The sequence below is a fragment of the Streptomyces sp. NPDC048191 genome (genome assembly GCF_040652655.1).
GTDB lineage: Bacteria > Actinomycetota > Actinomycetes > Streptomycetales > Streptomycetaceae > Streptomyces.
This window is the reverse complement of sequence record NZ_JBEZMO010000012.1, coordinates 111,914-136,706: the sequence shown is the minus strand read 5'-3', so window position 1 is coordinate 136,706 and position 24,793 is coordinate 111,914. Positions and strand designations below refer to the sequence as shown.

The following is a 24,793-nucleotide window of genomic DNA, read 5'->3' as shown; positions in this document are numbered from 1 at the left end:
GCACGGCCATGCGGGTCGGCGCCGTCATCATCACCATGGGCAACCGGCCCGAGGAGCTGCGGGCCCTGCTCGACTCGGTCGCCAAGCAGGACGGCGACCGCGTCGAGGTGGTCGTGGTCGGCAACGGCTCGCCCGTCCCGGACGTACCCGACGGCGTGCGGACGATAGAGCTGCCCGAGAACCTGGGCATCCCCGGTGGCCGCAACGTCGGCGTGGAGGCCTTCGGGCCCAGCGGTCGCGATGTCGACATATTGCTCTTCCTCGACGACGACGGGCTGCTCGCCCGCCACGACACCGCCCAGCTGTGCCGGGAGGCCTTCGCCGCCGACCCGGAGCTCGGCATCGTCAGCTTCCGCATCGCCGACCCGGAGACCGGCGAGACCCAGCGCCGCCATGTGCCCCGGCTGCGCGCCTCCGACCCGATGCGCTCCTCGCGGGTCACCACCTTCCTCGGTGGCGCCAACGCCGTCCGCACCCGGGTCTTCGCCGAGGTCGGCGGCCTGCCGGACGAGTTCTTCTACGCCCACGAGGAGACCGACCTGGCCTGGCGGGCCCTGGACGCCGGCTGGATGATCGACTACCGGTCCGACATGGTGCTGTACCACCCGACGACCGCCCCCTCGCGGCACGCGGTCTACCACCGCATGGTCGCCCGCAACCGCGTGTGGCTCGCCCGCCGCAATCTCCCCGCCCCCCTGGTCCCCGTCTACCTCGGCGTCTGGATGCTGCTCACGCTGCTGCGCCGCCCCTCCCGGCCGGCCCTGCGGGCGTGGTTCGGCGGCTTCAGGGAGGGCTGGACCACGCCGTGTGGCCCGCGCCGTCCCATGCGCTGGCGCACGGTGTGGCGGCTGACCCGGCTGGGCCGTCCTCCGGTGATCTGAGAAGCTTGCTCTTACCTGAAGAGCAAGCTTCTTACCTAGAGAGTTCCGGATTTCCACTCGTGAGTCACACAACGCATGACGGCGGTGTCGCGGTGAGCGCGATACCGTCGCCCGACGAGGGGCTGACGGCGGCGCAGCTCGCCGCCAAGTACGGGCTCGCCGTGAGCGGCGCCCGGCCCTCTCTGGCCGAGTACGTCCGCCAGCTGTGGGGGCGGCGTCACTTCATCCTCGCCTTTTCCCAGGCGAAGCTGACGGCGCAGTACAGCCAGGCCAAGCTCGGCCAGCTGTGGCAGGTGGCGACGCCGCTGCTCAACGCGGGCGTGTACTACTTCATCTTCGGCGTGATCCTGCACGCGAGCCGTGGCCTGTCCCAGGACGTGTACATCCCGTTCCTGGTCACGGGCGTGTTCGTGTTCACCTTCACACAGAGCTCGGTGATGTCGGGCGTCCGTGCGATCTCCGGCAACCTCGGTCTGGTGCGCGCCCTGCACTTCCCGCGCGCCTCGCTGCCCATCTCCTTCTCGCTGCAGCAGCTGCAGCAGCTGCTCTTCTCGATGATCGTGATGTTCGTCGTGGCGATCGGCTTCGGCAGCTATCCGAGCCCGGCCTGGCTGCTGATCGTGCCGGTGCTGGCGCTGCAGTTCCTGTTCAACACCGGGCTCGCGCTGATCGTGGCCCGGATGGGCGCCAAGACCCCGGACCTGGCCCAGCTGATGCCGTTCATCCTGCGCACCTGGATGTACACCTCCGGCGTCATGTTCTCCATCAACAAGATGATGGAGGGCCGCTCGGAGATCGCGGTCCGGCTGCTCCAGGTCAACCCGGCCGCCGTCTACATGGACCTGATGCGCTACGCGCTGATCGACGGCTACGGCGCCGCGAACCTGCCGCCCCACGTCTGGGCCATCGCGCTGTTCTGGGCGGTGGTCGCCTTCGCCGGTGGCTTCGTGTACTTCTGGAAGGCGGAGGAGAGGTACGGCCGTGGCTGAGCGGACCACCGGGGAGCTTCGCCCCACTGTCATCGCGGACGACCTGCACATCGTCTACCGCGTCAACGGCGCCAAGACCGGCAAGGGCAGCGCGACGGCGGCCCTGAGCCGGATCCTCAAGCGCGGCGAGGAGCGCGGGGTGCGCAAGGTGCACGCCGTGCGCGGTGTGTCCTTCGTCGCCTACCGAGGTGAGGCCATCGGCCTGATCGGTTCCAACGGCTCCGGCAAGTCGACGCTGCTGCGGGCCATCGCCGGACTGCTGCCCGCCGAGCAGGGCAAGGTCTACACCGACGGCCAGCCCTCGCTGCTCGGCGTCAACGCGGCCCTGATGAACGACCTGACCGGCGAGCGGAACGTGATCCTGGGCGGTCTCGCCATGGGCATGTCCCGGGAGCAGATCAAGGAGCGCTACGAGGACATCGTCGACTTCTCCGGGATCAACGAGAAGGGCGACTTCATCACCCTGCCGATGCGCACGTACTCCTCCGGTATGGCGGCCCGGCTGCGGTTCTCCATCGCCGCCGCCAAGGACCACGACGTCCTCATGATCGACGAGGCCCTGGCCACCGGTGACCGCAAGTTCCAGAAGCGCTCCGAGGAACGCATCCGGGAACTGCGCAAGGAGGCCGGCACGGTGTTTCTGGTCAGTCACAACAACAAGTCGATCCGGGACACCTGCAACCGCGTCCTGTGGCTGGAGCGCGGCGAGCTGCGCATGGACGGACCGACCGAAGAGGTTCTGAAGGAGTACGAGAAGTTCACGGGCAAGTAGCCCGGTTCGGCCAGGGCCCCGCCGGAAGCCGTCCGGCGGGGTCCCGCGTCTGCAAAGGAACCGTCAACTCCGGTTCGCGCTGGGAATCTTGGAGCCAATCGGTGTGTTGTTGTGATGTGCAGGACACCCCGACGGACCTTGCTGCGTTGTACAACGTAAGCTGTACCAGTGCCGGAAAGCGGCAAGTGGGGCGATAATGCGCGACACCCTGCGCCAGGGCGACCCCGCGCATTGCCGGGCGGCGTGTCCGAAATAGTGTGTATTGGGTCGGCAGTGTAGAACGGGAGATGTGACGGCAATGGCTACGGAAACTCCCCAGCTCAACGCAGCATGTGCCGTCCCCGCCCCGGGCAGCGCCCGATGACGGCCACCGATACGGCGCCGGATCCGGTACGCGCCACTCTGGACAAGGCCACGAGCGAGAACTTTCCCGTGGCCCCCTTCTTCCTGCCCAGGACCTGGCGCGACGACCTCATGGCCGTCTACGGTTTCGCCCGCCTGGTCGACGACATCGGCGACGGCGACCTCGCCCCCGGCGGCGCCGACGCCCGGGTGCTCGGCGTGTCGCCCGCCGGGTCCGAGGACCGACTGGCCCTCCTCGACGCGTTCGAGGCCGATCTGCGCCGTGTCTTCGACGGCACCCCGCGCCACCCGCTGCTGCGCCGGCTCCAGCCCACCGTCCGCCGCCGCTCCCTCACCCCCGAGCCCTTCCTCGGCCTGATCGCCGCCAACCGCCAGGACCAGCTCGTCACCCGGTACGAGACCTACGACGACCTCCTCGCCTACTGCGAGCTGTCCGCCAACCCCGTCGGCCGCCTCGTCCTCGCCGTCACCGGCACCGCGACCCCCGAGCGGATCCGGCTGTCCGACGCGATCTGCACCGCGCTGCAGATCGTGGAACACCTCCAGGACGTCGCCGAGGACCTCGGCCGTGACCGGATCTACCTCCCGGCCGCGGACATGAAGCGCTTTCACGTGCAGGAATCGGATCTCTCCGCGAAAACCGCGAGCGCATCGGTGCGCGCCCTGGTTGCATACGAAGCACAACGCGCCCGCGATCTGCTGAATGAAGGCGCCCCCCTGGTGGGTAGCGTCCACGGCAGGTTGAAGCTGCTGCTCGCGGGGTTCGTGGCAGGGGGAAGGGCGGCGATCAGGGCGATCGCCGCCGCCGAATACGACGTACTTCCCGGCCCGCCCAGACCCGGCAAGGTCCAGTTGCTGCGTGAGGCGGGCGTGATCCTGCGAGGAGAGGGGTGATCCGGACCGTGGATTCTCCGTCGCACGTGTCCGCACCGGTACTCGCCGCCTACAGCTACTGCGAAACCGTCACCGGACAGCAGGCACGCAACTTCGCCTACGGCATCCGCCTGCTGCCCACGCCCAAGCGCCGCGCCATGTCGGCGCTGTACGCCTTCTCCCGGCGCGTGGACGACATCGGCGACGGCGACCTGGCCGGCGACGTGAAGCTGAAGCGGCTCGAGGACACCAGGGCACTGCTCGCCCGGGTCCGGGAGGGCGAGGTGGAGGAGGACGACACCGATCCGGTCGCGGTCGCTCTCGCCCATGCCGCACGCGCTTTCCCGATCCCGCTCGGCGGCCTGGACGAGCTGATCGACGGCGTCCAGATGGACGTGCGCGGCGAGACCTACGAGACCTGGGACGAGCTGAAGGTCTACTGCCGGTGTGTCGCCGGTGCCATCGGCCGCCTCTCGCTCGGCGTGTTCGGCACCGAACCGGGAGCCCGCGGCGCCGAACGCGCGTCCGAGTACGCCGACACGCTGGGCCTCGCCCTGCAGCTGACCAACATCCTCAGGGACGTCCGCGAGGACGCGGCCGGCGGCCGTACCTACCTGCCCGCCGACGACCTCGCCAAGTTCGGCTGTTCGGCCGGGTTCGACGGGCCGACACCCCCGGAGGGCTCCGACTTCGCGGGCCTCGTGCACTTCGAAGTGCGACGGGCCCGCGCCCTTTTCGCCGAGGGCTACCGGCTGCTCCCCATGCTCGACCGGCGCAGCGGCGCCTGTGTGGCCGCGATGGCCGGCATCTACCGCCGGCTGCTGGACCGCATCGAGCGGGACCCGGAGGCCGTGCTGCGCGGCCGGGTCTCGCTGCCCGGACGCGAGAAGGCCTATGTCGCCGTGCGCGGCCTGTCCGGTCTGGACACCCGGCGCCATGTCTCCTCCCGGTCCGTCAGGAGGCGCGTCTGATGGACCTCACCGAACCAGGGGACACGCACCGGGCAACCCTTCGCTGCGGCGTGGCGTCCCTGACTGCGACGGCGGAGCGTGCACCGTTCACTCTGTACGCCGAGCCGGCCCGCAGCGCCCCGAGGGGGCGCGGGGCTGAATCGGACATGTGGCTGCCGCCGCGCGGGCGCGAGCAGCCACGACGGAGCCGCAGACGAAGCACGGCCCTGCCCGCGGAGCGCGTGGCACGGAAGGACGCACCATGAGCGAAGGCTCAGGCCCCGCACAGGCGCACGGCACCGGGGAACCAGAGGGCGCCGCAGGCCGCCACGCCGTCGTCGTCGGCGGCGGACTCGCCGGGATCACCACGGCGCTCGCGCTCGCCGACGCGGGCGTCCGCGTCACCCTGCTCGAAGGCAGGCCCAGGCTGGGCGGCCTCGCCTTCTCCTTCCAGCGCGGCGAACTGACCGTCGACAACGGCCAGCACGTGTACCTGCGCTGCTGCACCGCCTACCGCTGGTTCCTCGACCGGATCCAGGGAGCCGCGCTGGCACCGCTGCAGGACCGCCTGGACGTGCCCGTCGTCGACGTCGCCAAGCCCGAGGGCAGACGGCTCGGCCGGCTGCGGCGCGACCCGCTGCCCGTCCCCCTCCACCTGGGGCGCAGCCTGGCCGCCTATCCGCACCTCTCGCTCGCCGAGCGCGCCGCGGTCGGGCGTGCCGCGCTCGCGCTGAAGGGGCTCGACCTCGCCGATCCGGCCCTGGACACCCAGGACTTCGGCAGCTGGCTGGCCGCGCACGGCCAGTCGGCGCGCGCCGTCGAGGCCCTGTGGGACCTGGTCGGGGTCGCCACCCTCAACGCGGTCGCGGGCGACGCCTCGCTGGGGCTCGCCGCGATGGTGTTCAAGACCGGTCTGCTGTCCGACCCGGGCGCGGCCGACATCGGCTGGGCCCGCGTCCCGCTGGGCGAACTGCACGACCGGCTGGCCCGCAAGGCGCTCGACTCCGCGGGCGTGCGTACCGAGGTCCGTACACGCGTCACCTCCGTCTTCATAAACGAGAACGGCACCTGGAGCGTTCAGGTTCCCGGCGAGCGCATCGACACGGACGCCGTCGTCCTCGCCGTACCCCAGCGCGAGGCCCACGACCTGCTGCCGCCCGGCGCCCTCGACGCGCCCGAGCAGCTGCTCGGGATCGGCACCGCGCCGATCCTCAACGTCCATGTCGTCTACGACCGCACGGTGCTCGCCCGCCCCTTCTTCGCGGCCCTCGGCACGCCCGTGCAGTGGGTCTTCGACCGTACCCACGCCTCCGGGCTCGGCGAGGGCCAGTACCTCGCGCTGTCCCAGTCGGCCGCGCAGGAGGAGATCGACCTCCCGGTCGCCGACCTCCGCGAGCGCTATCTGCCCGAGCTGGAGCGGCTGATCCCGGGTACCCGCGGCGCCGTGGTGAAGGACTTCTTCGTGACCCGGGAGCGCACGGCCACGTTCGCCCCCACCCCCGGCGTCGGACGGCTGCGGCCCGGCGCCCGCACCAAGGCACCCGGCCTGTACCTGGCCGGAGCGTGGACCGCCACCGGGTGGCCCGCGACCATGGAGAGTGCGGTCCGCAGTGGAGTGAGCGCGGCCGACGCCGCGCTCAGCGCCCTGGGCCGGCCCCGCCCCCGCCATCTCTTCGAGTTCGAGGAGGCGGCCTGATGCTCGACCAGGAGCCGGTGGCAGGCCCCCGCACCCCCGGTACCGCAACAAGAGGAGAGACTGTGCCCACTGTGCCCCCGGCCTCGACGCCCGCTCCACGGGCCGCGGTGGACGTGACCGCGTTGCTGGAGCGCGGCCGCACCCTGGCCACTCCGGTCCTGCGTGCGGCCGTCGACCGGCTGGCGTCTCCGATGGACACCGTCGCCGCCTACCACTTCGGCTGGATCGACGCCGCCGGCAACCCGGCCGACGGGGACGGCGGCAAGGCGGTGCGTCCCGCGCTCGCGGTGCTCTCCGCAGAGGTCACCGGTGCCGGGCCCGAGGTGGGCGTCCCCGGCGCCGTCGCCGTCGAACTCGTCCACAACTTCTCCCTGCTGCACGACGACCTGATGGACGGCGACGAGCAGCGCCGGCACCGCGACACCGTCTGGAAGGTGCACGGCCCCGCCCAGGCCATCCTGGTCGGCGACGCCCTGTTCGCCCTCGCCAACGAGATCCTGCTGGAGCTCGGCACCGTCGAGGCCGGCCGCGCCACCCGCCGGCTCACCACCGCCACCCGCGCCCTGATCGACGGTCAGGCGCAGGACATCTCCTACGAGCACCGCGACCGGGTCAGCGTCGAGGAGTGCCTGGAGATGGAGGGCAACAAGACCGGCGCGCTGCTCGCTGCCTCCAGCTCCATCGGCGCGGTCCTCGGCGGCGCGGACGACGCCACCGCCGACGCGCTGGAGAAGTACGGCTACCACCTCGGCCTCGCCTTCCAGGCGATCGACGACCTGCTCGGCATCTGGGGCGACCCGGAGGCCACCGGCAAGCAGACCTGGAGCGACCTGCGCCAGCGCAAGAAGTCCCTGCCGGTCGTGGCCGCGCTCGCGGCCGGCGGCGCCGCCTCCGAGCAGCTGGGCGAGATCCTCGCCGCGGACGCCAAGAGCAGCGACTTCGAGAACTTCTCCGAGGAGGAGTTCGCGGCCCGTGCGGCTCTCATCGAGCAGGCCGGCGGCCGCGAGTGGACGGCCGAGGAGGCGCGCCGTCAGCACACCGTCGCCATCGAGGCCCTCGACGCCGTCGACATGCCCGGGCGGGTGCGCGACTCCTTCACGGCGCTCGCCGACTTCGTCGTCGTACGGAAGAGATGATCACTATCGGCCGAACACGCCTCGCGTAGTCGCCGGCCGGTGTCCGAGGATCGACCTGAGGACACCGGCCGACGGCGGACCCACAGCAGCACGACTCGCACGACTGCACGAAGGGGAAGCCATGACAGCGACGACCGACGGAAGTACCGGGGCGACTGTGCCGTCCCGCGCTGCCGCGGCCAGCGACACCACCATCACCACCCCCGAGACGGCCGGGGTAGTTCAAGAAGCCGCCGCACGCGCCGCACGGCGCGCCACCGACTTCCTGCTCGCGCGGCAGGACGCCCAGGGCTGGTGGAAGGGCGACCTGGAGACCAACGTCACCATGGACGCCGAGGACCTGCTGCTGCGCCAGTTCCTGGGCATCCGGGACGAGCGGACCACGCAGGCCGCCGCGAAGTTCATCCGGGGCGAGCAGCGCGAGGACGGCACCTGGGCCACCTTCTACGGCGGGCCCGGCGAACTGTCCACGACCATCGAGGCGTACGTCGCCCTGCGGCTGGCCGGCGACGCGCCCGACGCGGCGCACATGGAGAAGGCCTCGACCTGGATCCGCGAGCGCGGCGGTATCGCCGCCTCCCGTGTCTTCACCCGGATCTGGCTCGCCCTGTTCGGCTGGTGGAAGTGGGAGGACCTGCCCGAACTCCCGCCGGAGCTCATCTACTTCCCGACCTGGATGCCGCTCAACATCTACGACTTCGGATGCTGGGCCCGCCAGACCATCGTCCCGCTGACCGTCGTCTCGGCCAAGCGCCCGGTGCGCCCGGCGCCCTTCCCGCTCGACGAGCTGCACACCGACCCCGCGCACCCCAACCCGCCCAAGCCGTTCGCCCCGGTGGCGAGTTGGGACGGCGCCTTCCAGCGGCTGGACCGGGCCCTGCACCAGTTGCGCAAGGTCGTCCCGCGGCGGCTGCGCAGGGCCGCGATGAACTCCGCCGCCCGCTGGATCATCGAGCGGCAGGAGAACGACGGCTGCTGGGGCGGCATCCAGCCCCCGGCCGTGTACTCGGTCATCGCCCTGCACCTGCTCGGCTACGACCTCGAACATCCCGTGATGCGTGAGGGACTTGCCTCGCTGGACCGTTTCGCCGTGTGGCGTGAGGACGGCGCCCGGATGATCGAGGCCTGCCAGTCGCCAGTGTGGGACACCTGCCTCGCCGCCATCGCCCTCGTGGACGCGGGGCTCCCCGTGGACCATCCGCAACTGGTCAAGGCGGCCGACTGGATGCTCGGCGAGGAGATCGTCCGTCCCGGCGACTGGGCCGTACGCCGTCCCGGACTCCCGCCGGGCGGCTGGGCGTTCGAGTTCCACAACGACAACTACCCCGACATCGACGACACCGCCGAGGTCTCCCTCGCGCTGCGCCGGATCAGGCACCACGACCCCGAACGGGTGGACCACGCGATCGGCCGTGCCGTGCGCTGGAACCTGGGGATGCAGTCGAAGAACGGCGCGTGGGGTGCCTTCGACGTCGACAACACCAGCCCGTTCCCGAACCGGCTGCCGTTCTGCGACTTCGGCGAGGTCATCGACCCGCCGTCGGCCGACGTCACCGCGCACGTCGTGGAGATGCTCGCCGCCGAGGGCCTGGCGCACGACCCGCGGACCCGGCGCGGCATCGACTGGCTGCTCGCCGAACAGGAGCCGGACGGCTCGTGGTTCGGCCGCTGGGGCGTCAACTACGTCTACGGCACCGGTTCGGTGGTCCCCGCGCTCACCGCGGCCGGGCTGCCCGGCTCGCACCCGGCGATCCGGCGTGCCGTGGCCTGGCTGGAGAGCGTGCAGAACGACGACGGCGGCTGGGGCGAGGACCTGCGCTCCTACAAGTACGTCAAGGAGTGGAGCGGCCGCGGCGCCTCCACCGCCTCACAGACCGCGTGGGCGCTGATGGCACTGCTGGCGGCGGGGGAGCAGGACTCCAAGGCCGTGGAGCGCGGCGTCCAGTGGCTGGCCGAGACCCAGCGGGAGGACGGCACCTGGGACGAGCCGTACTTCACCGGCACCGGCTTCCCCTGGGACTTCTCCATCAACTACCACCTGTACCGGCAGGTGTTCCCGCTCACAGCGCTCGGCCGGTACCTGCACGGTGATCCCTTCGAACGCGGCCTCCTCGCCGGGAAGCGCGCCGCCGAGGGGAAGGGGCGCTGACTTGAGCACCCAGCCCGCACCGGCCCCGCTGCTGATCGCCTGCGCGCTCGGCATCGAGCACCTCGCCCTGCGCACGGGTGACAGGAGCGGGGCGGACGGGCCGGTCACCTTCCTCCGCACGGGCATGGGCCCCCGCGCGGCGGAACGCTCCGTCACCCGGCGGCTCGCGGTCCCGGCGCTCGCCGACGCGGCCGTGCTGGCCACCGGCTTCTGCGCCGGGCTCGCCCCCGGCATGCACCCCGGTGACCTGGTGGTCGCCGAGGAGACCCGGTATCCGCCCGGCGCCGTGCCCTGCGTGGGCACCGAACTGCTCGTCAAGGAACTCGTGCGCCTGCTGCCCGGACGCACCGTCCACACCGGCCCGCTCACCGGCTCCGACCACGTCGTGCGCGGCCATGAGCGGTCCGACCTGCTCGCGACCGGCGCGATCGCGGTCGACATGGAGTCGGCGGCCACGCTGCTGACCGCCGTCCGCGCCGGTGAGCGCCCGGTCGCCGCCGTACGGGTGGTCGTGGACGCCCCGGAACACGAACTCGTCCGGATCGGCACGGTGCGCGGTGGAATATCTGCCCTCCGCGTTCTTCGATCCGTTCTTCCCGCATTTTTTGAATGGCACCGTTCTTTGCTGCTCCCCCGGAGGTGAGCCAGATGGCCATGCCGTTGCGTCAGTCCATCAAGGTCGCTACGTACCTCGCGGAACAAAAGCTCCGCAGGCGCGACAAGTTTCCGCTGATCGTCGAGCTGGAACCGCTCTTCGCCTGCAACCTCAAGTGCGAGGGCTGCGGCAAGATCCAGCACCCGGCCGGCGTGCTCAAGCAGCGCATGCCCGTCGCCCAGGCCGTGGGCGCGGTGCTGGAGTCCGGTGCGCCGATGGTCTCCATCGCCGGCGGCGAGCCTCTGATGCATCCTCAGATCGACGAGATCGTGCGCCAGTTGGTGGCCAGGCGGAAGTACGTCTTCCTGTGCACCAACGCGATGCTGTTGCGCAAGAAGATGGACAAATTCAAGCCCTCTCCCTACTTCGCCTTCGCCGTGCACATCGACGGGCTGCGTGAACGGCACGACGAGTCCGTCGCCAAGGAGGGGGTGTTCGACGAGGCGGTGGAGGCCATCAAGGAGGCCAAGCGGCGCGGCTTCCGGGTGACCACCAACTCCACCTTCTTCAACACCGACACCCCGCAGACCATCATCGAGGTGCTCAACTTCCTCAACGACGACCTGAAGGTCGACGAGATGATGATCTCGCCCGCCTACGCCTACGAGAAGGCTCCCGACCAGGAGCACTTCCTCGGCGTGGAGCAGACCCGGGAGCTGTTCAAGAAGGCCTTCGCGGGCGGCAACCGCAGGAAGTGGCGGCTCAACCACTCCCCGCTCTTCCTGGACTTCCTCGAGGGCAAGGTCGACTTCCCGTGCACCGCGTGGGCGATCCCGAACTACTCGCTCTTCGGCTGGCAGCGCCCCTGCTACCTGATGAGCGACGGGTACGTGCCGACGTACCGGGAACTCATCGAGAAGACGGACTGGGACAAGTACGGCCGCGGCAAGGACCCGCGCTGCGCCAACTGCATGGCGCACTGCGGCTACGAGCCCACCGCGGTCCTCGCCACCATGGGCTCCCTGAAGGAGTCGCTGCGGGCCATGCGCGAGACCGTCTCCGGAAACCGGGAGTGACGCGATGACCGCCGTTCCCTTGGGCGTTCCCGAGGTACCGGCCCGGCCGGTCGCACCGCGACGGCGGTCGCGGCAGATCCACGTCGGGCCGGTGGCGGTCGGGGGCGGAGCCCCGGTGTCGGTGCAGTCGATGACCACGACCCGTACGTCGGACATCGGCGCCACCCTGCAGCAGATCGCCGAACTCACCGCGTCCGGCTGCCAGATCGTCCGTGTCGCCTGCCCCACGCAGGACGACGCGGACGCCCTCGCCACCATCGCCCGCAAGTCGCAGATCCCGGTGATCGCGGACATCCACTTCCAGCCGAAGTACGTCTTCGCGGCGATCGAGGCCGGCTGCGCCGCGGTCCGGGTCAACCCGGGCAACATCAAGAAGTTCGACGACCAGGTGAAGGAGATCGCGCGCGCCGCCAAGGACCACGGCACGCCGATCCGGATCGGGGTCAACGCCGGTTCCCTGGACCGGCGGTTGCTCCAGAAGTACGGCAGGGCCACCCCGGAGGCGCTGGTCGAGTCCGCGCTGTGGGAGGCGTCGCTCTTCGAGGAGCACGACTTCCGCGACATCAAGATCTCCGTCAAGCACAACGACCCGGTCGTGATGATCGAGGCCTACCGGCAGCTCGCCGACGCCTGCGACTACCCGCTCCACCTCGGTGTGACGGAGGCCGGTCCCGCGTTCCAGGGCACGATCAAGTCGGCCGTGGCCTTCGGGGCCCTGCTGTCCCGGGGCATCGGCGACACGATCCGCGTCTCCCTGAGCGCGCCGCCCGTGGAGGAGGTCAAGGTCGGCATCCAGATCCTTCAGTCGCTCGGCCTCAGGCAGCGGCGGCTGGAGATCGTCTCCTGTCCGTCCTGCGGCCGGGCCCAGGTCGACGTCTACAAGCTCGCCGAGGAGGTCACGGCGGGCCTGGACGGCATGGAGGTGCCGCTCAGGGTCGCGGTGATGGGGTGCGTGGTGAACGGCCCGGGCGAGGCCCGCGAAGCCGACCTCGGAGTTGCCTCGGGCAACGGAAAGGGGCAGATCTTCGTGAAGGGCGAGGTCATCAAGACCGTGCCCGAGTCGAAGATCGTCGAGACCCTGATCGAGGAGGCCATGAAGCTCGCCGAGCGGACGAGTCCCGCAGACGAAGTGAGTTGATCAAGCACGGCACGGACCGAGAGGGGGCCCAGCGTGACCATTCTGGAGAGCATCCGGGGACCACGCGACCTGAAGGCGCTGTCCGAGGCGGAACTCGGTGAACTGTCCGAGGAAATACGTGAGTTCCTGGTGCACGCGGTGGCGAGGACCGGTGGTCACCTCGGGCCCAATCTGGGGGTGGTGGAACTGACGGTCGCGCTCCACCGGGTCTTCGAGTCCCCCGTCGACCGCATCCTGTGGGACACCGGCCACCAGTCGTACGTCCACAAGCTGCTGACCGGGCGTCAGGACTTCTCCAAGCTGCGCGGCAAGGGCGGGCTGTCCGGCTACCCCTCGCGCGAGGAGTCCGAGCACGACGTCATCGAGAACAGCCACGCCTCCACCGCGCTCGGCTGGGCCGACGGTCTCGCCAAGGCCAACCAGGTGCAGGGGGAGAAGGGCCATGTGGTCGCCGTCATCGGCGACGGCGCCCTGACCGGCGGCATGGCCTGGGAGGCGCTGAACAACATCGCGGCCGCCAAGGACCGCCCGCTGATCATCGTCGTCAACGACAACGAACGCTCCTACGCCCCGACCATCGGCGGTCTCGCCAACCACCTGGCCACCCTGCGCACCACCGACGGCTACGAGAAGGTCCTCGCCTGGGGCAAGGGTGTGCTGCTGCGCACCCCGGTCGTCGGGAACACGGTCTACGAGTCCCTGCACGGCGCGAAGAAGGGCTTCAAGGACGCCTTCGCCCCGCAGGGCATGTTCGAGGACCTGGGCCTGAAGTACGTCGGCCCGATCGACGGCCACGACATCAGGGCCGTCGAGTCGGCGCTGCGCCGCGCGAAACGCTTCCACGGCCCCGTCCTGGTCCACTGCCTCACCGAGAAGGGCCGCGGCTACGAGCCCGCCCTCGCCGACGAGGAGGACCACTTCCACACCGTCGGCGCGATGGACCCGCTGACCTGCGAGCCCCTCGCCCCCGCAGGCGGCCCGTCCTGGACTTCGGTGTTCGGCGACGAGATCGTGTCGATCGGCGAGGAACGGGACGACGTCGTCGCCATCACCGCGGCCATGCTCCATCCGGTCGGTCTCGGCAAGTTCGCCGAGCGTTTCCCGGACCGGGTGTGGGACGTGGGCATCGCCGAGCAGCACGCGGCCGTCTCCGCGGCCGGCCTCGCCACCGGCGGGCTGCACCCGGTCGTCGCCGTCTACGCCACCTTCCTCAACCGTGCCTTCGACCAGCTGCTGATGGACGTCGCCCTGCACCGCTGCGGGGTCACCTTCGTCCTCGACCGGGCCGGCGTCACCGGCGCCGACGGAGCCTCCCACAACGGCATGTGGGACATGTCGGTGCTGCAGGTCGTCCCCGGCCTCAGGATCGCCGCGCCGCGCGACGCCGACCAGCTGCGTGCCGAGCTGCGCGAGGCCGTCGCCGTGGACGACGCGCCCACCCTGGTCCGCTTCCCGAAGGAGTCGGTCGGCCCCGCGGTCCCGGCGCTCGACCGGGTCGGCGGAATGGACGTGCTGCACCGGGCCGAACTCCCCGAGGTGCTGCTGGTCGCCGTCGGCGTGATGGCGCCGGTGTGCCTGCAGGCCGCCGACCTCCTCGAGGCGCGCGGCATCAACTGCACGGTGGTGGACCCCCGTTGGGTCAAGCCCGTCGACCCCTCGCTGCCGGGCCTCGCCGCCGAGCACCGGCTGGTGGCCGTGGTGGAGGACAACAGCCGCTCCGCGGGCGTCGGTTCGGCCGTGGCGCTGGCCCTGGGCGACGCCGACGTGGACGTGCCGGTACGCCGGTTCGGCATTCCGGAGCAGTTCCTCGCACACGCCAAGCGGAGCGAGGTGCTGGCCGACATCGGTCTCACGCCCGTCGAGATCGCGGGGCGGATCAGCGCAAGCCTGGCCGTCAAGGATGCGGACGGCACAGCCAAGGAGAGTGAATGACCACGGAGTTCGACCTCGGCGCCCTGCTCGCCGAGCGCGGAGCCGAACGCTACGAGCTGCACACCAGGTACCTCAACCCGCAGCTCCCGCGCATGCTGCACACCATCGGCTTCGACAAGGTCTACGAGCGGGCCGAGGGCGCCCACTTCTTCGACGCGGACGGCAACGACCACCTGGACATGCTCGCCGGGTTCGGGGTGATGGGCCTGGGCCGCCACCACCCGGTCGTCCGCAAGGCGCTGCACGACGTCCTCGACCTGGACCTCGCCGACCTCACCCGCTTCGACTGCCAGCCGCTGCCCGGTCTGCTCGCCGAACGGCTCCTCGCCCACAGCCCGCACCTGGACCGGGTGTTCTTCGGCAACAGCGGTACGGAGGCCGTCGAGACGGCCCTGAAGTTCGCCCGGTACGCCACCGGCAAGCCCCGTGTCCTCTACTGCGACCACGCCTTCCACGGCCTGACCACCGGCTCCCTGTCGGTCAACGGGGAGAGCGGCTTCCGCGACGGCTTCGCCCCGCTGCTGCCGGACACCGCCGTACCGCTCGGTGATCTCGACGCCCTGGCGCGGGAGTTGATGAAGGGCGACGTGGCCGCCCTGATCGTGGAGCCGATCCAGGGCAAGGGGGTGCACGAGGCCCCGCCCGGCTATCTGCGGTCCGCCCAGGAGCTGTTGCACAAGCACAGGGCGCTGCTCATCGCCGACGAGGTGCAGACCGGTCTCGGCCGCACCGGTGACTTCTACGCCTACCAGCACGAGGAAGGCGTAGAACCCGACCTGGTGTGCGTGGCCAAGGCCCTGTCCGGCGGCTACGTCCCCGTCGGCGCCACGCTCGGCAAGGACTGGATCTTCAGGAAGGTCTACTCGTCCATGGACCGCGTACTGGTCCACTCGGCGAGCTTCGGTTCCAACGCCCAGGCGATGGCGTGCGGACTCGCCGTCCTGTCGGTCATGGAGAACGAGCAGATCGTCGCGGGCGTACGCAGGACCGGCGAGCTGCTGAAGTCCCGGCTGACCGCGCTGATCGCCAGGTACGAGCTGCTCGCCGACGTCCGCGGCCGGGGTCTGATGATCGGCATCGAGTTCGGCAGGCCGTCCTCGCTGAAGCTGCGCAGCCGCTGGACCATGCTCCAGGCCGCCCGCAAGGGGCTGTTCGCCCAGATGGTCGTCGTACCGCTGCTGCAGAAGCACCGGATCCTCACCCAGGTCTCCGGCGACCACCTGGAGGTGATCAAGCTGATCCCGCCGCTGATCATCGACGAGGCGGACGTCGACCGGTTCGTGGACGCCTTCACCGCGGTGATGGACGACGCGCACAGCGGCGGCGGCCTGATGTGGGACTTCGGCAAGACCCTCATCAAACAGGCCGTGGCCAATCGCTGACCCGGCCGCCCGCGCCCGGGTCCCGCACCGGCACGGCTCGGGGCGGGACGCGGGCCCGTCAGGCGGTCACATCCAGTAGACCTGTGTGAACAGGAAGACGGGCCAGGCGAAGCCGAGCGCCCCCAGGAGTGCCCCGGTGGCGGCCATCCACATCCTGCCGATGCCGCGGAAGGCGTAGTGGATCCCCGCCAGGCCGAGGGCGAAGGCGAGTGCGCCGCAGATGAGCATCACGGGGAACAGGTAGAACGTGAGCGGCGGCCACAGGCCGGCCGCGGCGGCGAGACCCAGCCCGAACGAGACGGGACCGAGCAGGGCGGCGGGTGTGTCGGCTCCGTCGGGTGTGGCGCCGTGCTGCATGACATCCCCCTATTTTGAACGCGTTCAAAACTTGGGTTCGATCGTAGCAGGCCAGGAGTCGGGACCTTGCTTTTTGCCTCACGGGCAAGAAAATTGCCAACCAGGCAAGATTCGGGCTGAATGGAGGCATGAACGCCTCAGACGCCGCGCCACCGGCGGGCCCGGGCGACGAGCTGCCCGCCGTGGCGCCACAGCTGCGCGGACTGCGCCGACGCACCGGCCTCACCCTGGAGGCCGCGGCCCGCGCCGCCGGACTCTCACCGGCCCATCTGTCCCGGCTGGAGACGGGACAGCGGCAGCCGTCGCTGCCGATGCTGCTGTCCCTCGCCCGCATCTACGGTACGACCGTATCCGAACTGCTGGGTGAGACGGTCGCCGACCGGGACGCGGTCATCAGGGCCGGCGACATGGAGCCGACCCGTGCGGGCGGCTGGACATACTTCCAGGCGGGGGCGCCCGGCCGCGGCATGCAGGCCCTGCGCGTGCGCGTGCCGTACGGCTCGCAGGGCGACATCGTGCGGGTCCACCCGGGCGAGGAGTGGCTCCACGTCCTCAGTGGCCGGCTGCGGCTGCGCCTCGGGGACACCGTGCACCTGCTCGCGCCCGGTGACAGCGCGCACTTCGACTCGCTCACCCCGCACCGCCTCGCCGCCGAGAACCAGGACGGCGTCGAGCTGCTGTTCGTCCACACCCTGCTGCAGAGTCCCACGGCCACGCTGTGCCTGGGGCCGCTGACCGGAGAGCTGCCATGAGCAACCTCGAGACCAAGTTCCCCCGTGCCCTGTGGGTTCGCCTGATCATCTACATCGCCCTCGGCCATGTCCTGGCCGGCTTCCTCTACCTGCTGTTCGCGGTAGGGGCGAAGAGCTGACCGGGATCCCGCCGGGGAGGGCCGTGGCCGTTCAGTCCAGCAGGCGCTCGCGGAGCCGGTCCCTGGCCGCGGCAGTGAGCCCCAGGCCCTGCGTCAGGTAGGTGTCCACCCCGCCCCAGGTCTGCTCGATGGTCTCGAACGCCGCCTGGAGGTACTCGGCCCGGGCGTCGAAGAGCGGGCTGAGCAGTTCCATGATCTCCGGGGTGTACGCGGTCTCCGCGCTGCCGCTGCGGCGGACCTTGTAGCGCCGGTGCTTGGCGTTGGACTCCAGGTAGTCCGTGACGATCGCCTCACGCTCCACGCCCACCGCGAGGAGTGTCACGGCTATGGAGATGCCCGCGCGGTCCTTGCCCGCCGCGCAGTGCATCAGGGCGGGCACGCTGTCCTCGGCGAGCGCGTGCAGCACCCGGGAGTGCTCGGCGGTGCGCTCCTTGACGATCGACCGGTACGAGGCGATCATCCGGGCCGCACCCTTGCCGTCGGCGAGGATGCCGCGCAACTGGTCGAGGTCGCCGTCGCGGACCATCTTCCAGAACTCGGCGCCGTCCGCAGGATCGCTCAGCGGCAGGTTCACGTTCCGCACGCCGGGGAGCTCGACGTCCGGGCCCTCCAGCTTGTGGTCGGCGGCGTTGCGGAAGTCGAAGATCGTGTGCAGGCCCAGGGAGGCGAGGAAGGCCGCGTCGTCCTCCGTCGCGTGCGCCAGATGCCCGCTGCGGAACAGCACCCCGTGGCGCACCCGCCGTCCGTCCGCGGCCGGCAGCCCGCCCACGTCGCGGAAATTGCGCACTCCGGCCAGCTCCGGCTCGGTCGACGGGATCTGCTGCGTCACGGGGGCTCCTCCCGGTAGGACCCCGCCGTCGCTGTTCGCGGCGGGCGCTCCGTCGACCATACGACATCGGTTTCCTCGGGCAAGGAGTTGTCCACAGGCATTGTCACCAGGGGCTGCGTCCCCTGATGATGTTGGCACTTGAGCGGATCTGTTGGCACCTGTGAGGTCACACGTGGTGGACATCGCCGAAGACGGTCGTACCTGGCTCCTGTCGGGGCCCACCAGTAGCTACGCCCTGCATCTCACCGACGCGGACGAACTGCTCCACCTGCACTGGGGGCCGCGCGTCACCCTCGCGGACGCGGTGGCCCTGGCCCAGGACCCGCTGCCCGGCTACTGGCCCTTCGAGTCCCCGCTCGACGGGCGCGAGGAGTACCCCGTCGAGGGCGGCCCGCGCTTCGTCCGCCCCGCCCTGTCCCTGCGGACCGACGAGCGTCGCGGCACGGAGTGGAGGTTCCGGGCGCACGAGACCGAGGGCGACGAACTGCGGCTGCGCTTCGACGACGACGGCATCGCCGTCACCCTGCACTACCGGATGCGCGGTGACGTCGTCGAGCGGTGGGTCACCGTGGCGAACGGCTCGCACGCGCGCGTGGAGCTGCTGCGCGCCGACGCGGCCACCTGGACCCTGCCCGACCGCGAGGGCTGGCGGCTGTCGCAGCTGCACGGCCGCTGGGCCGCCGAGTCCCTGCTCACCGCGGCCCCCCTCACCTACGGCGAGAAGGTCATCGGCAGCCGCCGCGGCCACACCGGTCACCAGCACCTGCCCTGGGTCGCGCTCGACACCGACGCCACCGAGGAGCACGGCGAGGTCTACGGCTGCGCGCTCGGCTGGTCCGGCTCCTGGCGCATCGCGGTCGCCCAACTTCCGGACGCACGCGTGCAGATCACGGGCGGTGCCGGCCACGACGACTCGGGCCTGCTGCTCCTCCAGCCGGGGGAGTCGTACACCACCCCGGTCTTCGCCGGCCTGTGGAGCGACGGAGGCTTCGGCGGTGCCAGCCGCACCTGGCACGCCTACCAGCGCGCGCACGTCGTCCCGGACGCCGGCCGGGACCGGCCGGTGCTGTTCAACTCCTGGGAGGCGACGAACTTCGACATCTCCGAGGAGCAGCAGCTCGCGCTCGCCCACCGGGCCGCCGAGATCGGCGTGGAGCTGTTCGTGGTGGACGACGGCTGGTTCGGCGCCCGCACCAGCGACCACGCCGGGCTCGGCGACTGGACCCCGAACCCCGACCGCTTCCCGCGGGGCCTGAAGCCGCTGGCCGACCGGGTGCACGGCCTCGGTATGCAGTTCGGCATCTGGGTCGAGCCGGAGATGGTCAACGCCGACAGCGACCTGTACCGCGCGCACCCCGACTGGGTGCAGTTCCAGCCGGGGCGGAAGCGGACGGAGCTGCGCAACCAGCTCGTGCTCAACCTCGCCCGCGAGGACGTCCAGGACTACCTCTGGGAGCAGTTGGACACGCTGCTCTCCAGCGCGCCGATCGACTATGTGAAGTGGGACTTCAACCGCTGCTTCACCGACGCGGGCTGGCCCGGCGAGCCGTACCCGCAGCGCCTGTGGGTGGACCACGTCCGCGCCCTGTACGCGCTGCTGGACCGGCTGCGCGCGGCCCACCCGCAGGTCGCCTTCGAGTCCTGCTCGGGCGGCGGCGGCCGGATCGACCTCGGCGTGCTGAGCCGCACCGACCAGGTGTGGACCTCCGACAACACCGACCCGCTCGACCGGCTCGCCATCCAGCACGGCTTCACCCAGATCCACCCCGCCCGGGTCATGGCCGCCTGGGTCACCGACAGTCCGAACACCCAGCTCAACGGCCGGGTCAGCTCCCTGCGGTTCCGCTTCGTCAGCGCCATGGCGGGCGTGCTCGGGGTCGGCGGCGACCTCACCGGGTGGACCGCCGAGGAGCTGGCCGAGGCGCGTGAGTGGGTCGCCCTCTACAAGGAGATCCGCCCCGTCGTCCAGCACGGCGACCTGTACCGGCTGCGGCCCCCGGCCGGCGGGCTGAGTGCCGTCCAGTACGTCCGGGGTGACGAGACGGTGGTCCTCGCCTGGCTCCAGGCGCAGAGCTACGGTGAGCCGGTGCCGGCGCTGCGGCTGCGCGGACTCGACCCGACGGCGTCCTACGAATGCCGTGAAACGGGTGAAGTGCACCGGGGTGCCGTCCTGCTGCACCACGGGCTGCGCACGCGACTCCAGGGCGACCTGGACGCGACGGTCCTCCGGCTGCGCCGCGTCTGAGCGTCGATCTCCGAAAGCGCCGTATTCCCGAATGGCAAATTATTTAGGAGTGTCACTTCTCACCGTTCGTCAACCCCGCCTTACGGTCGCGTAGGTCACATCCAAAGGTGAATCATGGTCCGACGTGGCAGACGATTCGAAGAATGACAACAGATCAATGATCGGGTCGTACGTGGCGGTGGGGGACAGCTTCACCGAGGGCGTCGGCGACCCCGGGCCCGACGGAGCCTTCGTCGGCTGGGCCGACCGTTTCGCGGTCCTGCTCGCCGACCGGCGTCCCGAGGGCGACTTCAAGTACACCAATCTCGCGGTCCGCGGGAAGCTGCTCGACCAGATCGTGCAGGACCAGCTCCCACGGGCCGTCGAACTGGCCCCGGACCTGGTCTCCTTCTGCGCGGGCGGCAACGACATCATCCGCCCCGGCACCGACCCGGACGAGGTGGCCGAGCGCTTCGAGCGGGCCGTGTCGCGGCTGGCCGAGGTGGCCGGCACGGTGATGGTGACGACCGGCTTCGACACCCGTGGCGTCCCCGTGCTCAAGCATCTGCGGGGCAAGATCGCCACGTACAACGGGCACGTCCGCGCCATCGCCGACCGGTACGGCTGCCCCGTGCTCGACCTGTGGTCCCTGAAGTCCGTGCAGGACCGCAGGGCCTGGGACGACGACCGGCTCCACCTCTCGCCCGAGGGGCACACGCGCGTGGCGCTGCGCGCGGGTCAGGCCCTCGGCCTGGAGGTGCCGGCCGACCCGGAGCAGCCGTGGCCGCCGCTGCCGCCCCGGGGCACCCTGGACATCCGCCGCGACGACGTCCACTGGGCCCGTGAGTACCTCGTCCCGTGGATCGGCCGCCGCCTGCGCGGCGAGTCCTCGGGCGACCACGTCACGGCGAAGGGCACCCTGTCCCCGGACGACATCAAGATGCGGATCGCCTCCGTGGCCTGACCCGCCCAACCACGCTCCGCCCCACACGACTTGACTCCCGGGGCGGGGCGCGTCCGTCTTCGCGCCCGGCGTTCCCCTGACGCGGTCCGCCGGTGGTGTGGGTCCCGGTCGGCCGGGCCACCCCGTGGTGGCGCCGGGCTCCTGGCGAGGGCAGGGTGGCGCGCCCGTGCGAAGTGCGCGGCGCCGACCGCGGTCCGCCGGTGCACGGCACATCGCGGCCGGCACTGCCACAGGCCGGCCTAGCGCTCGGTCAACGCGCTCCGTTCCAGGCCCAGTTCGCGCGCGAGGGCGTCGTCGGCCCACTCCTGTGCCCGTGTCCGCGGCACCGCTCCCGGATACGACGTCAGCTGGACGGCCAGCCCGTCCAGCAGCGCGGTCAGCCGCAGCGCGGCCCCGGTGGGGTCGGCGCAGGCGAACTCGCCCGCCGCCACGCCCTCGGCGATGACCTCGGTGATCGCCGCCTTCCACTGCTTGTCCAGGTCCCGCGTGACCTCCCGCAGGGCGGGTTCGCGCAGGGCCACGGCCCAGCCCTCGATCCACAGCCGCCAGCCCTTGGCCTGCCCGGTCGGCGCGTACCAGCGCACCGCGGCCCGCAGCCGGCGCAGCGCGGACGTCCGCCGGCCCAGCAGCTTGCGCAGATGCGCGAGATCGTCCTCCGCCGCGTAGGTGAACGCCGCCGCGACCAGCTTCTCCTTGGTCGAGAAGTGGTACAGCACCAGCGCGTTGCTCACCCCGAGCACCGCGGCCACGTCGGCGATCCTGACCGCCGCCACGCCCCGCGCCTCGATCTGCCCGATGGCAGCCCGCAGCAGTTCCTCCCGCCGCTCGGCCACGCTCAACCGCACTCTCGCCACGCGGTCACCCTAATCCGTCGCCAAGGGCGGCACCGAAGGGGCCTGGTTCCTTCGGGCTCTTCGAGTGCGGAACCGACGCCTTCGGTCCCCCGGGCTGAGGGAAGCCCATGAGCGGATCACCCCGACGCCGTCCCAGGCTCGGGCCGGGCCCGTGGGCCAGGAGTGAGGCAGACTTCGAGTGCGGCTCGCAGCCGTTCCGGCAGGTGGTCGCCCAAGGGCACCTTGCGCGGACTGTGGTCGCCTTCGCAGATCCAGCTCCGCTCATCCTCGTCGAACCACCAGCCCTGGGCGCCCCACATGGGGTGCCCCTGGAGCAGGTGCCTGGCCAACGCCTCACTCGAATCGGGAGCGCCCTGAGCGACCAGGGCCCGGACCACGGCCGCCACAGCACCTTCCGGGCGCGCGGTGTCTCCCAGGACCGGAAGGAGGAGAAGGAGCCGGGCATGGGTGTCGGTGACACCGACGGCGCCGGGCGGCGCCTCCAGCAGGGCGGCGAGCTCCGGCCAGCACAGCCCCGGACCGATGCGGTCCTGGTCGTCGCAGGCCAGGACGAGATCCTGGCTCCACTCGGGGTGCGTGAGGAAGTAGTCCGTGCTCGTGAACTCCTCACCGCTGTTGTAGTGCACGACGATCGTGAAGCCGCCGGCCAGGGGCACCGTGAACGCCGGCCACGCCGACGGGTCGTGGAGCTTGTCCAGCATGGCCCCCGCGTCGCCCGCGTCGGCGCCGAAGGCCTCCGGCGGGAAGCCCTCGGAAAGGTCCGCCAGGTGCGCGGGCCAGAAACCCGGCTCGTGCAGGAGCGGGAGCCCGTCCACCACGGGCGACGAGGAGTACCAGTGCCGTGCCATTGCCATGCCGGCATTCTCCCCCGGCCGGCCGGGAGAGGGCGCCGACGACCTCGCCGTCACCGTCGGCCACCCGTGCCACCGCCACCCCCCGTCGTAGGCGTCAGCCCGCGCCCGTAGGAGTCCGCCCGTGAGTCGGACAGCGCGTCCGGGGGCTCGCCCGGGCCGGTCACCGGTACCACCCGAAGCGGTCCGCGATCACCGGCAGCCGGTCGGTCACCAGGGCGTGCGCGGCCGCGCGCGGGGTCGTGCCGTCGGCCTCCGCGCGCGCGAGCACCAGATCGATCAGGGCGCGCATCGAGCGCCGGATGTGGGCGAAGGCCTCCTCGGCGTCCGCGCCGATGTCACCGAACAGGGTCCACCACCACCAGGCGTTCGTACCGGAGTTGACCACCACGTCCGGCAGCACGGTCACCCCGCGCGCGGCCAGCAGTTCCTCCGCCTCCGGCAGCACCGGCATGTTGGCCGCCTCGACGATCCAGCGGGCGCGGATCCGTTCCTGGTCGGCCGAGTCGATCGCGTACGACACGGCGGCCGGCACGAGCACCTCCGCGTCGGCGGACAGCCAGGCGTCGCCGGGCAGTTCCCGGTCGCCGGGGCGCAGCACACGGCGGTCGACGGTGCCGTACCCGTCCCGCGCGGTCAGCAGCGCCTCGACATCCAGGCCCGCGGGATTGGCGATCGTGCCCTTGACGTCGGCGACCGCCACCACCGTCAGTCCCGCGCGCGCGAGGAACCGTGCGGTGGCCCCGCCCATCGTGCCGAGTCCCTGCACGGCCACGCGCGTGCCCGTGTACGGCACGGCCGCCCGGTCCAGCGCCGCGAGCACCGACTCGGCGACCCCGCAGCCACCGGACAGCTCGTCCAGGCCGATGCCGTCCACCTCGACCGCGAAGGCGTCGGCGAGCCGTGCCCGGGCCGCCGCCTCGTCGTCCAGCAGCGGGTAGACCGCCTGGACGGAGGAGACCAGACCCGCCTCGGCGGCCGCGCGGTCGACCAGGTCCTGGGTGAGGCCGAGGTCCTCGCCGGTGGTCCAGAAGCTCTCGATGTACGGCCGCATGGCGCGCAGGTAGCGCACCAACAGCCCGTACGCCGCCGGGTCCTGGGGGTCGCAGTCGATGCCGCCCTTGGCGCCGCCGAGGGGCACGTAGCGGGCGTCGGGGTCGTAGTGCAGGGCCTCCTTCATCGTCATGCCGCGGGCGAGCCCCGCCACCTCCTCCAGGGTGCAGCCGGGGCGCATGCGCAGCCCGCCGCTGGCCACGCCCCGGACCAGCCGGTCCACCACGAGGAAGCCCTGGCGGCCGGTGACGTGGTCGGTCCAGACGAGCGACATCAGGGGCGCGGTCATGGGGTCTCCTCGGGGACGGTGATCAGGGTGGTGCGGCCGGGCCGGCCGGGGGCCTCGGTCACGGCGCGCGCCAGTGCGGACGGGCCGCACGCTCCCGTGCCGTGTCCGCCGTGGGTGCGGGCCAGGGCGGGCAGGTCGTGCGGTGCGGCGACCTTGGCGCCGAGGGCGGCCGGCAGGGCGTGGCCGAGGGTGCCGAAGCCGGTCGGGTGCAGATAGCGGCCCTCCGGGCCGAGGGGGAGGTGGGGGAGGGTGCCGTAGTAGCAGGACTCGGTGATGCCGGCCGCGGCCGCCTCGCGCCACAGGTCCCAGGGCGTCTCCACGTCGGCCTCGTCCACGGCACGCGCGCGTGGCCGTGTCTCCGCACGCGCGAAGGTGCGCGCGAGAGCGACGACGCCGCGCTGTTCGGGGCGGAGCGGGACCAGCTCGGTGGGGAGGTCGGACACGGTGCCTCCAGGGTGGCCGCGGACGGTGGTCGGACAAGGGGGCCGGGCAGATCGTCGCCGAGCTTTACTGAACGGCGAGTCAGTATCCGGAGTCGGTCCGCACCCTGTCAACGTGCTGAACGTAGG

The 24,793-nt window shown here is 71.3% G+C and carries 24 protein-coding genes; 18 read left to right on the top strand and 6 right to left on the bottom strand.

Going from position 1 to position 24,793, the window contains the following annotated elements; genetic code table 11:
• Nucleotides 1-8 precede the first annotated feature (8 nt).
• The 14 genes from AB0D93_RS20965 (at nt 9) to AB0D93_RS20900 (ending at nt 15,932) form a co-directional block, all read left to right on the top strand.
• Complete coding sequence (locus AB0D93_RS20965) at nt 9-881, top strand: glycosyltransferase (RefSeq protein ID WP_362121524.1); 873 nt, start codon at nt 9-11, stop codon at nt 879-881.
• Between the two features lie 59 nt (nt 882-940).
• A complete protein-coding gene (locus AB0D93_RS20960; protein ID WP_362121341.1) occupies nt 941-1,870 on the top strand; it encodes an ABC transporter permease in 930 nt (309 codons plus the stop codon).
• Complete coding sequence (locus AB0D93_RS20955; protein ID WP_362121339.1) at nt 1,863-2,642, top strand: ABC transporter ATP-binding protein; 780 nt, start codon at nt 1,863-1,865, stop codon at nt 2,640-2,642. Before AB0D93_RS20960 ends, AB0D93_RS20955 begins: the two co-directional genes overlap by 8 nt.
• A gap of 360 nt (nt 2,643-3,002) precedes the next feature.
• Nucleotides 3,003-3,899, top strand: a complete 897-nt coding sequence (gene hpnC / locus AB0D93_RS20950; protein ID WP_362121337.1) for a squalene synthase HpnC — start codon at nt 3,003-3,005, stop codon at nt 3,897-3,899.
• Nucleotides 3,896-4,849, top strand: coding sequence for a presqualene diphosphate synthase HpnD (gene hpnD, locus AB0D93_RS20945; RefSeq protein ID WP_362121335.1), 954 nt, complete (start codon nt 3,896-3,898; stop codon nt 4,847-4,849). Before hpnC ends, hpnD begins: the two co-directional genes overlap by 4 nt.
• Nucleotides 4,849-5,094 carry a DUF6380 family protein gene (locus AB0D93_RS20940; protein ID WP_362121333.1) on the top strand — a complete coding sequence of 82 codons (246 nt, stop codon included), beginning with the start codon at nt 4,849-4,851 and terminating at the stop codon, nt 5,092-5,094. Before hpnD ends, AB0D93_RS20940 begins: the two co-directional genes overlap by 1 nt.
• On the top strand, nt 5,091-6,524 hold the full coding sequence (gene hpnE / locus AB0D93_RS20935) for a hydroxysqualene dehydroxylase HpnE (RefSeq protein WP_362121331.1): 1,434 nt from the start codon (nt 5,091-5,093) through the stop codon (nt 6,522-6,524). Before AB0D93_RS20940 ends, hpnE begins: the two co-directional genes overlap by 4 nt.
• A gap of 71 nt (nt 6,525-6,595) precedes the next feature.
• Nucleotides 6,596-7,660: a polyprenyl synthetase family protein gene (locus AB0D93_RS20930; protein ID WP_362121522.1), complete on the top strand. Its 1,065-nt coding sequence runs from the start codon at nt 6,596-6,598 to the stop codon at nt 7,658-7,660.
• Nucleotides 7,661-7,781: 121 nt separating this feature from the next.
• Nucleotides 7,782-9,809 carry a squalene--hopene cyclase gene (shc, locus tag AB0D93_RS20925; RefSeq protein WP_362121329.1) on the top strand — a complete coding sequence of 676 codons (2,028 nt, stop codon included), beginning with the start codon at nt 7,782-7,784 and terminating at the stop codon, nt 9,807-9,809.
• A gap of 1 nt (nt 9,810) precedes the next feature.
• Complete coding sequence (locus AB0D93_RS20920; protein ID WP_362121327.1) at nt 9,811-10,452, top strand: 1-hydroxy-2-methyl-2-butenyl 4-diphosphate reductase; 642 nt, start codon at nt 9,811-9,813, stop codon at nt 10,450-10,452.
• Nucleotides 10,453-10,457: 5 nt separating this feature from the next.
• Nucleotides 10,458-11,480 carry an adenosyl-hopene transferase HpnH gene (hpnH, locus tag AB0D93_RS20915; RefSeq protein WP_362121325.1) on the top strand — a complete coding sequence of 341 codons (1,023 nt, stop codon included), beginning with the start codon at nt 10,458-10,460 and terminating at the stop codon, nt 11,478-11,480.
• Between the two features lie 4 nt (nt 11,481-11,484).
• Nucleotides 11,485-12,618, top strand: a complete 1,134-nt coding sequence (gene ispG, locus AB0D93_RS20910; RefSeq protein ID WP_362121323.1) for a flavodoxin-dependent (E)-4-hydroxy-3-methylbut-2-enyl-diphosphate synthase — start codon at nt 11,485-11,487, stop codon at nt 12,616-12,618.
• 33 nt (nt 12,619-12,651) lie between these two features.
• Nucleotides 12,652-14,550 (top strand): 1-deoxy-D-xylulose-5-phosphate synthase, encoded by a 1,899-nt coding sequence (gene dxs, locus AB0D93_RS20905; RefSeq protein WP_362121321.1) that lies wholly within the window; start codon nt 12,652-12,654, stop codon nt 14,548-14,550.
• Complete coding sequence (locus AB0D93_RS20900) at nt 14,547-15,932, top strand: aspartate aminotransferase family protein (protein WP_362121319.1); 1,386 nt, start codon at nt 14,547-14,549, stop codon at nt 15,930-15,932. The genes dxs and AB0D93_RS20900 overlap by 4 nt, the downstream gene beginning before the upstream one ends.
• Before the next feature lie 66 nt (nt 15,933-15,998).
• Here the strand turns inward: AB0D93_RS20900 and AB0D93_RS20895 are convergent, their stop codons facing one another.
• On the bottom strand, nt 15,999-16,289 hold the full coding sequence (locus AB0D93_RS20895) for a hypothetical protein (protein ID WP_362121317.1): 291 nt from the start codon (nt 16,287-16,289) through the stop codon (nt 15,999-16,001).
• 128 nt (nt 16,290-16,417) lie between these two features.
• On the opposite strand from AB0D93_RS20895, the gene AB0D93_RS20890 reads away from it, so the two are divergent.
• Both AB0D93_RS20890 and AB0D93_RS20885 read left to right on the top strand, forming a co-directional pair.
• The gene (locus AB0D93_RS20890; protein ID WP_362121315.1) at nt 16,418-17,041 is read left to right on the top strand and encodes an XRE family transcriptional regulator; all 624 of its coding nucleotides are present in this window, start codon (nt 16,418-16,420) and stop codon (nt 17,039-17,041) included.
• Nucleotides 17,038-17,160, top strand: a complete 123-nt coding sequence (locus AB0D93_RS20885; protein WP_362121313.1) for a DUF6126 family protein — start codon at nt 17,038-17,040, stop codon at nt 17,158-17,160. Before AB0D93_RS20890 ends, AB0D93_RS20885 begins: the two co-directional genes overlap by 4 nt.
• 31 nt (nt 17,161-17,191) lie before the next feature.
• Here AB0D93_RS20885 and AB0D93_RS20880 read toward each other — a convergent pair whose 3' ends face one another.
• A complete protein-coding gene (locus tag AB0D93_RS20880) occupies nt 17,192-17,989 on the bottom strand; it encodes a tyrosine-protein phosphatase (RefSeq protein WP_362121310.1) in 798 nt (265 codons plus the stop codon).
• Nucleotides 17,990-18,161: 172 nt separating this feature from the next.
• Here AB0D93_RS20880 and AB0D93_RS20875 point away from each other — a divergent pair, with 172 nt between their 5' ends.
• A complete protein-coding gene (locus AB0D93_RS20875) occupies nt 18,162-20,234 on the top strand; it encodes an alpha-galactosidase (protein ID WP_362121520.1) in 2,073 nt (690 codons plus the stop codon).
• A 157-nt stretch (nt 20,235-20,391) separates the two neighbouring features.
• The gene (locus AB0D93_RS20870; protein ID WP_362121308.1) at nt 20,392-21,177 is read left to right on the top strand and encodes an SGNH/GDSL hydrolase family protein; all 786 of its coding nucleotides are present in this window, start codon (nt 20,392-20,394) and stop codon (nt 21,175-21,177) included.
• A 239-nt stretch (nt 21,178-21,416) separates the two neighbouring features.
• Here AB0D93_RS20870 and AB0D93_RS20865 read toward each other — a convergent pair whose 3' ends face one another.
• The 4 genes from AB0D93_RS20865 to AB0D93_RS20850 all read right to left on the bottom strand — a co-directional run bounded on the left by AB0D93_RS20865 (nt 21,417) and on the right by AB0D93_RS20850 (nt 24,667).
• On the bottom strand, nt 21,417-22,031 hold the full coding sequence (locus tag AB0D93_RS20865) for a TetR/AcrR family transcriptional regulator (protein WP_362121306.1): 615 nt from the start codon (nt 22,029-22,031) through the stop codon (nt 21,417-21,419).
• A 116-nt stretch (nt 22,032-22,147) separates the two neighbouring features.
• Nucleotides 22,148-22,885, bottom strand: coding sequence for a hypothetical protein (locus tag AB0D93_RS20860; RefSeq protein WP_362121304.1), 738 nt, complete (start codon nt 22,883-22,885; stop codon nt 22,148-22,150).
• A 160-nt stretch (nt 22,886-23,045) separates the two neighbouring features.
• Complete coding sequence (locus tag AB0D93_RS20855; RefSeq protein ID WP_362121302.1) at nt 23,046-24,224, bottom strand: Glu/Leu/Phe/Val dehydrogenase dimerization domain-containing protein; 1,179 nt, start codon at nt 24,222-24,224, stop codon at nt 23,046-23,048.
• Nucleotides 24,221-24,667 (bottom strand): acyl-CoA dehydrogenase family protein, encoded by a 447-nt coding sequence (locus AB0D93_RS20850; protein ID WP_362121300.1) that lies wholly within the window; start codon nt 24,665-24,667, stop codon nt 24,221-24,223. The genes AB0D93_RS20855 and AB0D93_RS20850 overlap by 4 nt, the downstream gene beginning before the upstream one ends.
• Between the last annotated feature and the right edge of the window lie 126 nt (nt 24,668-24,793).